The 12,878-nt window shown below is 49.9% G+C and carries 14 protein-coding genes; 5 read left to right on the top strand and 9 right to left on the bottom strand.

The window, feature by feature from the left end:
- Positions 1-155: 155 nt before the first annotated feature.
- The 4 genes from ACZ42L_RS09475 (at position 156) to ACZ42L_RS09490 (ending at position 3,552) form a co-directional block, all read left to right on the top strand.
- Entirely contained in the window at positions 156-929 is a 774-nt protein-coding gene (locus tag ACZ42L_RS09475; protein WP_464715947.1) for a hypothetical protein, read from the top strand.
- A gap of 71 nt (positions 930-1,000) precedes the next feature.
- Positions 1,001-1,492 carry a hypothetical protein gene (locus tag ACZ42L_RS09480; RefSeq protein WP_464715948.1) on the top strand — a complete coding sequence of 164 codons (492 nt, stop codon included), beginning with the start codon at positions 1,001-1,003 and terminating at the stop codon, positions 1,490-1,492.
- A gap of 46 nt (positions 1,493-1,538) precedes the next feature.
- A complete protein-coding gene (locus ACZ42L_RS09485; protein WP_464698622.1) occupies positions 1,539-1,826 on the top strand; it encodes a hypothetical protein in 288 nt (95 codons plus the stop codon).
- Between the two features lie 178 nt (positions 1,827-2,004).
- Positions 2,005-3,552, top strand: coding sequence for an L-lactate permease (locus ACZ42L_RS09490; protein WP_464715949.1), 1,548 nt, complete (start codon positions 2,005-2,007; stop codon positions 3,550-3,552).
- A gap of 442 nt (positions 3,553-3,994) precedes the next feature.
- Here ACZ42L_RS09490 and ACZ42L_RS09495 read toward each other — a convergent pair whose 3' ends face one another.
- Both ACZ42L_RS09495 and ACZ42L_RS09500 read right to left on the bottom strand, forming a co-directional pair.
- Positions 3,995-4,876, bottom strand: a complete 882-nt coding sequence (locus ACZ42L_RS09495) for an IS3 family transposase (RefSeq protein WP_464698445.1) — start codon at positions 4,874-4,876, stop codon at positions 3,995-3,997.
- A gap of 8 nt (positions 4,877-4,884) precedes the next feature.
- The gene (locus ACZ42L_RS09500) at positions 4,885-5,253 is read right to left on the bottom strand and encodes a transposase (protein ID WP_464698446.1); all 369 of its coding nucleotides are present in this window, start codon (positions 5,251-5,253) and stop codon (positions 4,885-4,887) included.
- 331 nt (positions 5,254-5,584) lie between these two features.
- Between ACZ42L_RS09500 and ACZ42L_RS09505 the strand changes: the two genes are divergently transcribed.
- Positions 5,585-7,525 (top strand): LTA synthase family protein, encoded by a 1,941-nt coding sequence (locus ACZ42L_RS09505; protein ID WP_464715950.1) that lies wholly within the window; start codon positions 5,585-5,587, stop codon positions 7,523-7,525.
- 65 nt (positions 7,526-7,590) lie between these two features.
- On the opposite strand, the gene ACZ42L_RS09510 is transcribed toward ACZ42L_RS09505, so the two are convergent.
- The 7 genes from ACZ42L_RS09510 to ACZ42L_RS09540 all read right to left on the bottom strand — a co-directional run bounded on the left by ACZ42L_RS09510 (position 7,591) and on the right by ACZ42L_RS09540 (position 12,858).
- Complete coding sequence (locus ACZ42L_RS09510; RefSeq protein WP_464698804.1) at positions 7,591-7,989, bottom strand: hypothetical protein; 399 nt, start codon at positions 7,987-7,989, stop codon at positions 7,591-7,593.
- 57 nt (positions 7,990-8,046) lie between these two features.
- A complete protein-coding gene (locus ACZ42L_RS09515) occupies positions 8,047-8,226 on the bottom strand; it encodes a type II toxin-antitoxin system HicA family toxin (protein ID WP_464698802.1) in 180 nt (59 codons plus the stop codon).
- Between the two features lie 121 nt (positions 8,227-8,347).
- The gene (locus tag ACZ42L_RS09520; RefSeq protein WP_464698801.1) at positions 8,348-8,887 is read right to left on the bottom strand and encodes an RNA methyltransferase; all 540 of its coding nucleotides are present in this window, start codon (positions 8,885-8,887) and stop codon (positions 8,348-8,350) included.
- Between the two features lies 1 nt (position 8,888).
- On the bottom strand, positions 8,889-9,317 hold the full coding sequence (locus ACZ42L_RS09525) for a SufE family protein (RefSeq protein WP_464701686.1): 429 nt from the start codon (positions 9,315-9,317) through the stop codon (positions 8,889-8,891).
- A gap of 70 nt (positions 9,318-9,387) precedes the next feature.
- Positions 9,388-10,632, bottom strand: coding sequence for a peptidase U32 family protein (locus ACZ42L_RS09530; protein WP_464715951.1), 1,245 nt, complete (start codon positions 10,630-10,632; stop codon positions 9,388-9,390).
- 93 nt (positions 10,633-10,725) lie between these two features.
- On the bottom strand, positions 10,726-12,162 hold the full coding sequence (locus ACZ42L_RS09535; RefSeq protein WP_464715952.1) for a sensor histidine kinase: 1,437 nt from the start codon (positions 12,160-12,162) through the stop codon (positions 10,726-10,728).
- Positions 12,163-12,165: 3 nt separating this feature from the next.
- A complete protein-coding gene (locus ACZ42L_RS09540) occupies positions 12,166-12,858 on the bottom strand; it encodes a response regulator transcription factor (protein ID WP_464698796.1) in 693 nt (230 codons plus the stop codon).
- Between the last annotated feature and the right edge of the window lie 20 nt (positions 12,859-12,878).

Genomic DNA, 12,878 nt, shown 5'->3' on the forward strand with positions numbered 1-12,878 from the left:
TTTGTGACCATAACTTCATTCGTTGATATTTCTTCCCTTACTTCTGATAAGATTCTTTCAAATTTGAGTATATTTGCACAGAGACGAGAGATTGCTTAAAAGAGAGTCTCTGCTTAGTGCCAGTATTAGATACCATCCTGTTAAAACCTTAATAGATGAAAAAGTTGATGTTCTTGCTGTTGTTATTATTGAGTTTTGGAGTATGCACACAGGCTTCAAAGGACTTCGATGAAAAGTTAAGGGAGAAAATCCGAGGTTCATGGTGTTTTGTCGGAGACCCTGGATATTGTGCCATGCAAATAGAGGAAGACTCTATTATATGGGTAGATATTGCCCCAGACCATAGCTATGCTTATACTATTGTTGATGGAGTATTGAAGACTTCCTCGCCCAATGAAGCTGCATTGATTTCCGAGCCAATATCATTTGCTGGCGACACGCTCATCATCGGTGTGCCGGCTGATGAAGAACCTGTTTTGAGATTACTGCCTTTTTCAACTATTTCAATTAGAGGTAAGCGTGTCAAAATCCCTTATACGGAAGATGCCTTATGGGAGGAGGAATTTAATGCACTCATGGAAAGCCTAAACAATCAACCGCTCAGTGGGGCTATACTTAATGAATGGAATACTTTGGGACTATTTACAGATGGCGCAGTGGCTGAGACATACGATAACTATTTAGCCGATTTATACATGAAGCATCCGCAAGTGTTTCTGGATTGGATTTATAATCATCAGGAAATCGACTCAGACTCTCATACGATTAGAACTGTTATAATGGGTGGAGGAGAAGAAATCGTTGGCTATCCAACGAAACTTCGGGTTCAAAAAGACATTAACAACATCAAGAATCTTGCTCAGAAAAGATACTTGATTACATTACTGAATGAGTGGAAACAGTATGAGTCTACCCCTAACGACAATTAGCCTAGACGCAGTCTCAACCTTCACCCTAAACATATCAACAAATGAAAGCCAATCTTTTCATATCCTTTTTCATGTTTTTATTCTTATCTTGCTCATTGCAGAATAAGACACAAAATACAAGAGAATCTGCTCTGAGAGACCAGCGCAAATCACTGAGTAGTATCAAATGTGATATCTTGATATTGTGCTGTCACGATTTTGACTGGGGTACATGCCCAATCCCTATCGGCAACCGTTACTTTACCATAGGCGAAGGATGGGGATATACACATAACAAGCTGACACATACTATTCTTGGAGATGGGTTGACAGAGGGTGTCCTCATACAAGAATATGCCGACGAGAGCCGGGAAACACAGAACGAATATCGCGACCCTGCTTATTCTCAATACGCAAAGCTGAAGTTATATCGCACCAAATCAGCAGTCTATTTCTTCAATCAGCGATACCCAATAGCAAGGGAGAACAAGGATAGTATTTTCTCTACATTGCAAAGCAAGTCAAGCAATGACATCAAAGACTGCTATGTGTTTGTAGGCAACGTACCATATCAAAGAGAATAGACAATATTCATTTCCTGTGCGATAACCATCATAATTGATAGATAAAATGAATAAAATATATTGTGGGTATGTGTTTGCCCTGCTCTTAACCATCGGCTTGCCCTTGCTTGCCGGCGTATTGGCTCAGGGCAATTATCCTGCTTTGCTGGTTTTAGTCTGCTTGTTCATGGGCCTTATAGCTGTGTTCTATCAGCTATACACAGTTGTGTATGCAGTCAGACGGGGAGAATGGATAAACGTATTGATGATAGCCATTGGCATTGTGGTTTCAGCCGTTACCGGTTTCTTCTTATTTTGCATAGAACTGTTGGCAGATTTTTATCCGGCATCCTGACAGACAGCCTTTTCCATGACCATGCGGTAGCCCCATAACTCTGTTTCTCTGCATGCTTCCGTTCCATAATCATGTTTTAACACTAAATATGCGATAATTCAGTGAGAATGTAATATCTTTGACGGTGTTTTATGATAATCTAATTATTAACCTTCTGTTTTTACACATTATACAAGTTATGGCTGCTATTATTGCTATTATTCCGATTGTACTGCTATTTGTCCTGATGCTGGGATTGAAGATGGCAGGGCACAAAAGTGCGTTCATTACTCTTCTTGTCACCATTGCCTTGGCCCTCGTGGTAGCACCCACTATGGGTTTTGCACCGCAAAACTTCACGCTGATGGGCGTGGGATGGGCTGTGGTCGAGGGTATTCTCAAGGCCGTATTCCCCATTCTCATCATTATTCTGATGGCCATTTTCAGCTATAACGTGCTGGTGGAGAGCAAGGAGATAGAAGTCATCAAAAATCAGTTCACGTCGTTTTCCGACGACAATGGCGTCACGGTGCTCATGCTCGTGTGGGGCTTTGGCGGACTGCTGGAGGGTATGGCCGGTTTCGGCACAGCCGTGGCAATTCCGGCAGCCATCCTTATCTCGTTGGGTTATAAGCCCATCTTTTCGGCCCTGGTGTCGTTGATAGCCAATACCGTGCCTACGGGTTTCGGTGCGGTAGGCGTGCCCGTCATCACCTTGTGCAACGAGGTAGCACCGGGTGGAGCTGCTGCTCCCGAACTGATACGCGAGGTTGCGACCTATTGTGTCGTCCAGCTGTCGCCCCTCTTCATCATCCTTCCATTTATCATCCTCACCCTTACCAATCGCAGCCGCAGCGCCATTGTGCGCAATCTCCTGCTGTCGCTCTGGGTGGGTGGCGTGTCGTTGCTCACGCAGTATGTCGTAGCCATGTTCCTGGGTGCTGAGACTCCGGCCATCATCGGCAGCGTGGCAGCCATCATCGCCCTCATTGTCTATAGCAAAATCTTTGCGCCCAAGAAGGATAAGAGCATGGTGAAGCACTATACGCCCGGCCAGACATTCCGCGCATGGAGCGTCTATCTCTTCATCCTCCTGTTCATTTTGCTTTCAGGCCCGTTGTTTCCAGCCATCAATGGCTTCCTGAAGTCTCATCTGGTGAGCCATGTGGCACTGCCCATCTATGCTTCGGGGACTACGTTCAACTTCGGGTGGATTAGCAATGCCGGTCTCATGCTGTTGCTCGGCACGGTGATAGGAGGTCTCATTCAGGGGTTGTCGCCTCGCCGACTCCTCGTGATTCTGGCCCGGACGACGGTCAACCTGCGTAAGACCGTCATCACGATTATCAGTCTGGTATCCATTGCTTCGGTAATGAACTATGCCGGCATGATAGTCGTCATAGCCTCGGCCTTGGCAGCCGTGACGGGACAGTTATATCCCTTCTTTGCTCCGCTCATCGGTGCTATCGGGACATTCGTTACGGGTAGCGACACTTCTTCCAACATCCTCTTTGCCAAGTTGCAGGCCAACGTGGCCCATCAGCTGAACTACAGCAATCCCGATTGGCTCGTAGCAGCCAATACCACGGGTGCTACGGGTGGCAAGATGATTTCGCCACAGAGCATCGCCATCGCCACGGCGGCATGCAACATGCAGGGGCGCGACGGCGAGATTCTGCGGGCTGCATTGCCCTATGCCGTAGGCTATATCATCATTGGTGGTCTCATGGTGCTGTTGGCTGTGTAGCAATTCAGCAACTTACCCCCTCAACTCATCTACTCGTATCTTGTCTACTCGTCAACTTCAAAAAACTGCAAGGCCTCGGCAGCGTTACTGCCTGGGCTTTGCAACAATGCTGTTCGGCCTTTGCAGCGATGTTGCGGAGGCTTGGCAGTTTTTGAGGGTGTAAGTTTTTTAATTGATGAGTTGATGTGTACTGGTTTTAGTTGACAGCTTTTGTTTTTAAATTGATTATCTGTTGACACCTGCGATTCTTATTTTCCATGCAGGTTGTCACCTCTTTCTCCAAAGTTCATTTCTGGTTGACAGCTGTCGTCGAAGTGCAAAGTTAATGTTTCTTCATTGTCCGTCCAAAGGTTGACCTCTTTTTTTATGATGGATGGACTCTATGGAGAATACCGGGGGAGTCCTGGCGTCGGGGGCTTGCATCCTCCCCGGAGCGAATCCCCTAGGCTGCACGGCCCAGGAGCCTGAGCAGTTCCTGCTGCGGTGTCCGCATCTCCAGGCTCTGGTGCGGGCGTACGGTGTTGTATAGCCTCACGGCCTTGGCCACGAGTTGACTGACCTCCTCAAAGCTCTTGTCATGGGTATCGAAGAGCCAGCCGTTCTTGACGGTGTTGTTCATCCTCTCGGCCAGGGCATTGTGGAGCGGGTCTCCGGTCTGGGTCATGCTGATACGGATGCCGGAACGCTCCAGGAGGGAGACGTACTCATGGCAGCAATACTGTACACCGCGGTCTGAATGGTGAATCAGGAGGGTCAGGTCCACACCGTACTCCCTGTAGCATCCCATGGCCATCTGCATGGCCTGGATGGGGCCTTCCCTGGCCAGTGTGGGGTGCAGGGCCCAGCCGAGGATCACCCGTGAGGCGGCATCGGTGACCAGCGACAGGTAGGCCCAGCCCGAAGACGTGGCGACATAGGTGATGTCTGCCACGCAAAGTTCGCCCAGGCGGTGGGGACGCAGCTTGGGAGTGGTGTTGACCAGGTCGCCGTAGATGAAGTAGCCGTGGTTGGAGAAGGTTGTCCGGGGACGCTTGCGACGGCGTTGGCACAGGCCGTTGGAGCGGAAAAGGGCATAGCACTGGTCGCGGCCGAGGGTGAACTTGGGACCGAACTTCCTACGGCACAGTGCATAGAGTTCGCGCATGCCCGCCTTGGGCATGTCCTTGAGGACCTCGCCGGCATACAGCACGATGCTCGTGCGAAGGACGTCCACATCCATGGAGCGCTCTACGTGGCGGTAATAGCCTTGCCTGCTGATGCCAAGATAACCGCAGAGGAAGGAGACGCAACCCTTGAGCCGGCAGCATTCCTCCCCCTGAGACAAGGTACTGATTACTTGGCATCGGAGTTTTTTCGGATACGGATGTTGAACTTCTTCTCGGCAAGGTCTATCATCGTGGAGTTGGCAAGGCTGCGAACCTGCTCCTGGGCAAGGGCATGCTTGAGACGCTTGAGTTCCTCGGCGTGGGCCTTACGCTCACGGGCCAGCTGGGCCTGGAGTTCCTCGACGGTGGTGGGAATCTGTGCTTGTTTCATCAGCTCGGATATGGATGAGGTGTCCGGATGACCGTAGCAACGCAGGATGTGGCGGAACGTGGTGTAGGGAATACCGCGACTCCCGGCGAAATGGTAGGCATCAAGGCCACTGGTGATGTACTGACTTAATAACAAGAGTTTCTCCGTTTCATTGTACTTAATCATGACGGTTTACATTTTTTAATTAATACGTGGATACTGTCAACTTATTCAGTACACTACAAGGTGTGAGTTTATAAGTTCATGAGTTATTGAGTTGAGTTTTTAAGTTGGTAAGTCTATGAGTTTTTGGAGTGGATAAGCGCGCGAGGAGCGAGTAAATAAGTGATACAAATGGCAGGAGGTCGATGGAATTATGGGGACTTTTCGGATGCAAATGAGGGGATGTTGCGGGGTATAGGATTGTTTTTAGCCTCATGGGAGATGTTTTTTCATAGATATTGTGTACCTTCGTAAATTGTAAATTGATATAGACTCATTATTTATCACTTCTATTATGTTCAGCAAAATTCGTCAGACACATATCTCGCTGCTCTATCTTGTCACCATCCACGTGCTGGGACTGGTATGCCTGAGCGTCTTCCGACTCATCGAATACCTGTTCTTGCACTATCTCTGTACGGGCGAGGCGAACTCTTTTACAGCCTTTGTACGCGGCGTATGGTTCGACAATGTCATCCTGTGCTATATCTCCTTGCTGCCCATAGTATTCCTGTTGGGCAGTGCCATCGTTGGCTATCACCGCCGATGGACGTATCGGGCAGTCGCCGTCTGGTATAGTATGTGGATGACACTGGCACTGGCGGTATCGGCAGCCAACACTCCTTATTTCCAGTATTTCCACAAAAACATCAACTCGTCTATCTTCGAATGGTTCTCATACACGGGTACGACGGCCGGCATGCTGGTAGAAGAGAAAAGCTATCTCGTCCATATCGCGCTGTTTCTGGTGGTTGCCGGTTTGTTTTGGTGGTCGGCACTGAGGCTCGGCAAGTATTGGTATGAGGGAGTGCAACGCATGGCGGTATCTCGCGCAGACATCATATCCTATGCCCTTCGCACAGTCGTGATGTTTCTGGTAGGCGGATTGTGTGTCTTCGGCATACGTGGCCGGACAGGATATAACCCTATCAAAATCAGTCAGGCGTATTACTGCAACGATGCTTTCCTCAATCAGTTGGGCATCAATCCGGCGTTCAATCTGCTCACCAGTGCGCTGGACGACATGAGAAGTGAGAACCGGGAACTACACCTGATGCCCTACGGCAAGGCTATCACAATGGCCCGTAGCAGTCTGGGAATCGGTGGCAAGACAGACAGTGCGTACATATTGCGCCGATATGTCAGGGCCGAGGGTGAGGCTAAGAAATATAATGTGGTCATCATTCTGATGGAGTCGATGTCGGCTCCGCTGCTCGAATCCTTCGGCAACAGGCAGCATCTTACGCCCACGCTCGATTCTCTCTACCGCCATTCACTGGCATTCAGCCGTTTCTACAGTGCCGGCATCCATACCAACCACGGCATGACGGCCACCCTCTATTCGTTTCCGGCGCTGATGTTCAGAAACCTGATGAAGGGTACGGTGACTCCGCGACGCGACGGAATACCCACAGTGCTCAAACGGGAGGGCTATCACAACATGTTTTTCATGACGCATGAGGCCCAGTACGACAACATGAAGGCTTTCTTCTCTACGAATGGTTACGACGACATCTACTCGCAGGAGAACTACCCGAAGAGCGAGGTGGTGAACAGCTTCGGCGTGCCCGACCACTATTTGTTCCAATATGCGCTGCCTGTCATCAATCGTCAGGCGGCCACGGGGAAACCTTTTATGGCGACACTGCTCACGATTAGCAATCATCCACCCTATATGATTCCTGCTTTCTTCAAACCCCACAGCAGTGAGCCTGAGATGCAAATCGTGGAATATGCAGACTGGGCGATAGGCGACTTCTTGCGTAAAGCGAGCCGGGAGTCGTGGTATCGGAATACGATATTTGTTGTTTTGGCCGATCATGGCAAGATAGTTGGGACGGATAAGAGTGAACTGGCCGACAGCTACAACCACATTCCGCTGATGATTTTCGGTCCGGGTGTCGAGCCACAACTCTACGATGGATTGGGTATGCAGGTGGATGTGATGCCAACATTGCTCGGTATGCTGAACATGAGTTATGTTTACGACGGGTTCGGCGTGAACCTTCTGAAAGAGCGGAGAGACCGCGTATTCTACTCAGCCGATAATCAGATTGTGGGTAGGGATGCTTCGCGGCGTTACATTTATGCTCCGAAGATGCAGAAGAGCTTTTGCTATGACGATGCTGAAAAGCTGGTGCCGGCGAGCAAAGCCTACCAACCGCTCGAAGAATATGCCAAGTCTATGATTCAGACGGCAGAATATATCTACCGCAAAGGGGATATGGAGAGATAGCAAAAAGCCCCTCACTAATGAATAGCGAGGGGCTTTTTGTATTGAAAAGTTTTGTCGGAAGCTCCCTAAAGCGTGATGCTTAGCAGCTCTGTAGCAAACTTGTGTATTCCATTCATTATCCGGTCGGCTTGTTTACGCCGTGGGATTGCCCGATGATTGAGATAATTGGAAAGTTGCTTTTGATTAATTCCTGTGACACGTTCCATGCCAGCCAACGACATAAATTCAGAATAGTAGTCAAGGAAGCTAGGTACATCAAGCTTCCACTCAATTTCATACTCACCTTTGATTTGTCTTGGCCATCGGTCTTCAGGCAGATTTTTCTTGATGAGTTCTATAGCCTGAAGAGCATCTTTCTTTACCTCTTCTATGCTTGCACCAGCAGCGTAGATACCGTCGCAAGTGTCAGAGTAAGCATCAAAATAATCTTTTGATTTTTCGATTATTATTATTATTTTCTCCATGACTCTACTGTTCTTGCAGATAATTATTCTTATTTCTTTTTTGTAAGTACAGAGTAGTTAAACTCCATACTTTCTAATCAGCTTATTAGTAAGTCCCTTGCCCATTTCATGTGAGCCGTGATAAGGAATTGGTTCGGTCAATACACCGTCTTTGATATAAAAGTAGTGGCTTCCTTCGGCGTGGTCGAACCGGTAGCCGGCTTTTATGAATCGTCTATGCAGTTCACTACTTTTCATTGTATCTGTAATCGTTATTCGACCGCGTAAAGATAGCAAAATTTCTATTATTTACCAAATATTCCTCTTTAAAGATAGCAAAACTTCTATTATTTATATTCCATTGCCTCATTCTTGCATATCATACCTTCGACAGAATGAGGCTGCGGGCAAACTCCCAGACGACGATACCGGCGGTCACACTCACGTTGAGCGAGTGCTTCGTACCGAACTGTGGTATCTCCAGACAGCAGTCGCAACGGTCGATGACGGCCTGTGCGACGCCCTTCACTTCGTTTCCGAAGACCACGGCATACTTGCCTTGACGGTCTAGCGACAGGTCTTGCAGCTTCACAGAACCCTCTACTTGCTCAATGCCATACACATAATAACCTTCGCCATGCAATGCTTCGACGGCTTCTGCGGCATTGGAAAAGTATTTCCAGTCGACGCTGTCTTCACCACCAAGAGCCGTCTTGTGTATCTCGGCATTGGGTGGTGTGGCCGTGATACCACACAGATACACCGCCTCTACACGGAAAGCATCGCACGAACGGAACACACTTCCCACGTTGTAAAGCGACCGCACGTCGTCGAGCACTACTATCAAAGGCAGCTTCTCGGCCTCTTTGAATTCGTCGACCGTGAGTCGTTGCATCTCTATTGTCTTGAGCTTACGCATGTTACTGCTGTTCCTCCTTGGTCTTGTAAGCCAATGCGTACATGCGAATCTGCTTAATCATTGCTACCAGGCCGTTGCTGCGGGTGGGCGAGAGATGCTCGCGCAGCCCTATACGGTCGATGAAATACAGATCGGCATCGAGTATTTCGGTCGGTGTGTGATTGCTCAATACGCGAATTAGCAGGGCGATAATGCCCTTGACGATGAGCGCATCGCTGTCGGCCGTGAGCCTGATAAGCCCGTCGGCATAGTCGCATTGTATCCACACACGGCTCTGACAACCATTGATAAGGTTGCTCTCTGTCTTATATTGATTGTCTAATACTTCCAAGTCGTTGCCCAAATCAATGAGCATCTGGTATCTATCCATCCAGTCGGAGAAGTCTTCAAACTCCGCAATGACTTCGTCTTGCAATTCGTTGATTGTCATATCTGCTTGATAATATCCTTGTTCTGTATATTCCATATAGCCCTGTAAAGCTGCTTTGCGGTAGGCAGAATCAACCTTCTACCAGCTTGAACAGCTTGTCATTGGGGCGTACCTTGTCGGGTACGGGAATCGAAATGCGCCATCCCTGCTCCGCTTTCTCTACGGGTTTCAGGTCGTAGCGTATCTCCATGGCGTCGAGATACATCGCTCCGGTGGTCGCTCCGGTAATGAGCAACTTGTCTCCTACGTTGAAAGTAGTGGCTTCCACGGCAACTTCAGCCACCCCGATTTTAGCGAAATGCTTGGTTACCTTGCCCACAAGCACCTTCTTTTGAGTAGCCTTGTTGCCATAGTTCTTCGTCCATTCGCCCATCGTCTGACCTTGATAATAGCCATCCCAGAAACCGCGGTTGAACACGGTTGCAAGGCGTTCGTCCCACGCATCCTTCTTCTCTTCGGTGAAAGTGCCGTCGAGTACGCTCTGTATAGCCTCCTTATAGCATTTCACTACGGTATAGACATATTCCGGTCCGCGCGCCCGCCCTTCGATTTTAAATACCCGAACCCCTGCATCCATCATCTTATCGACGAAGCGCACGGTCTTCAAGTCTTTCGGACTCATGATGTATTTATTGTCTATCTCCAGCTGGTTTCCCGTCTCGTTATCAGTTACGGTGTACGATCGGCGGCATATCTGTACGCACTGTCCACGATTGGCCGAGCGATTGGCATCGTGAAGACTCATGTAGCATTTGCCCGAAACGGCCATGCACAATGCGCCATGACAGAACATCTCGATACGGACGGGCTTGCCCATCGGACCACAGATATGCTGTTCGGCTATTTGGTCGTGGATGTATTTCACCTGTTCCATCTTCAGTTCGCGTGCCAATACCGATACATCGGCAAAGCGAGCGTAGAACTTCAGTGCCTCGACGTTAGATATATTGAGCTGTGTAGACAGGTGAACTTCCTCGCCCACCTCGTTGCAATAGGCCATCACAGCGACATCTGAAGCAATGACAGCCGATATTCCGGCCTCCTTGGCTGCATCTATTATCTCGCGCATCGCGACTATATCCTCGTCATAGATGACCGTATTCACCGTGAGATAGGTCTTGATACCATGCTCGTTACAGGTGGCTGCAATCTCTCGCAGGTCGTCTATCGTGAAGTGATTGGCCGAGTGCGAACGCATGTTCAGCTGTCCGATGCCAAAGTAAACAGAGTCTGCACCGGCCTGAATGGCTGCTGCGAGCGATTCGCGCGAACCCACCGGGGCCATTATTTCATAATCTGATATCTTCTTATCCATGCTGCAAAGGTACGGCAAATCGAAGACAAACGAAAATTAATTTGCACTTTGTTGGGTACAGGCCACTTGATATAGGGCAGCAGGGAAATGTTGTCAGTCTCGTGCAAGACTGAATCTGAAGGCCAGGCCACCCTCTTCCAGATTCTCTACCGTGATAGTTCCGCCATGTATCATCACGGCATTCTTGACGATGGCAAGCCCCAGTCCGGTGCCTCCGAGCTTACGGCTGCGCCCCTTGTCTACCCGATAGAACCGCTCGAAGATGCGCGACAGATGTTGCGGAGGGATGCCCACGCCATCGTCTCGGAATGTAAACAGATACTCACCGGGGGCTTCCTCTACTTCGAGCGTGATGCTTTTACCCTCCCCGGCATAGGCAATGGCGTTGTCGGTGAGGTTTCGGAAGATGCTGTAGACGAGCGACTGGTCGCCACGGAAAGGCAACTGCTGGGGCAGCAGGTTATGGAATTCCATGTTTTTCTCCTGCCGTTCGAGCGTGGTCTCGTCGACGATGTTGCGCACGATGGCAGCAATATCGAAGTCGACCGCCTGTTGCAGTCTGTTGTTGACATCGTCCATCTTGTTCAGGGTAGATATGTCTACCAGCAGACTTCCCAGCCGCTGACTCTGTGCATAGCATCGCTCGATGAATCGCTGCTTGGTCTCGGCATCCATATCGGGGTTGCCTATGATGGTCTCCAGATACCCCTGCATGGTGGCAGCAGGCGTCTTGAGCTCGTGGGCAATGTTCTGCGTGAGTTGCTTTCTCATGATGGCCTGCTCCTCCTTGCTGCGCTGTAGCCGCTTGTAAAGCTTGATGATGTACTCTGATATTTCTCCCAGTTCGTCGTTGGAGAACTGCACCAGGTCTTCGCTGTCGAGGCTTTCGTTGCGGTCGGCACGGCTCGCAAAGAGGCGTAGCTTCGTCACGTTGCGGCTCAGGCGGTTGATAAAGCGATAGAGTACGAGCGTGATGACGATGAGCGCACAGACAGACATCCACAGATAGAACATGTTGCCGTCGAGTCCGTCGAGCATGTTGCTGTCGTAAGGCAATGCCGAGCGTATCACCAACGAGTCGGCCGGGTAGTATGTGGCCGAGTAGAAATACTTGTGGCCGAGTGTCTGGCTGTTGCGACTGATGTCGAATCCGCTGCCCCGTTGCAGTGCCGTGGCCACCTCTTTCCGGTTCTTATGATTGGGAATGTGGGTGTAGTCTTTCACTTCGTTGTCGAAGACAACCCGGCCCGACGGGCGTATCAGCGTCACGCGCATGCTGTCTACGCGGTGCGTACTGACGTATTTGGCAATGGCCGTCTCGTTGTTCTTACCGGTGAGTTCCAGTACCTCATACATGCGGTCGTTGTAGTCTTGCAACCTCAGGTTGATGAGTTCGGCCTTGTGACGGCTCTCCCTCACATGGTTCATGGACAGCAGCAAGGCCACTATGAGTATGAATACCGTCAGCACAAGCACGAACATGCGCTGGCCGATGGTCGTTCCCGATGGTTTATCTATAGCCGGTTGCATGTACTAGTCTTCAAAATAATAACCGAAGCCCTGCCGCGTGACGATGTTCTTGGCATAGATTCCCACTTTCTTGCGGATGCGCGTGATGTTGACATCCACCGTCCTGTCGAGCACCAACACATCGCTGGGCCATATCTTGGTGATGAGGTCCTGCCGGCTGAACACGTGTCCGCGATGGGACAGGAGCAGGCTGAGCAGTTCGAACTCTGTCTTGGTGAAAGGTATCTCCACTCCGTCCAGCTCCACTTTCTTGCTCGACGGGATGATGCGCAAGGTCTGATAGCTGATGGCATCGTCGCTGCCCGTTGCAGCAACGGATGTGCGTCGCAGTACGGCCTTGACCCTGAGAATCATCTCGCGCACCGAGAATGGCTTCGCTATGTAGTCGTCAGCCCCGATGGTCAGCCCCGTCACGGTGTCGTTTTCGGTGTCGCGGGCGGTGGCAAAGATAATGGGTATATGGCTGGTGGCGCTGTCCTGTTTCAGGCGTTTGGCCAGTGAGAACCCCGACATCTCGCCCATCATCACGTCGAGTATCATGAGGTCGTAGCCCGAAAGCGACTCCTTGGCCAGTACCTCTTCGGCCGAATAGGCCACGTCTACCTCAAATCCCTCGTTCTCCAGATTGAACTGAATAATCTCGCACAAGTCTCGTTCGTCGTCAACAACCAGAATTCTTTGCTTCATCTTTTCCATATTATATCGTGTGTGTATGT

The sequence above is a fragment of the Prevotella mikamonis genome, from assembly GCF_055381405.1.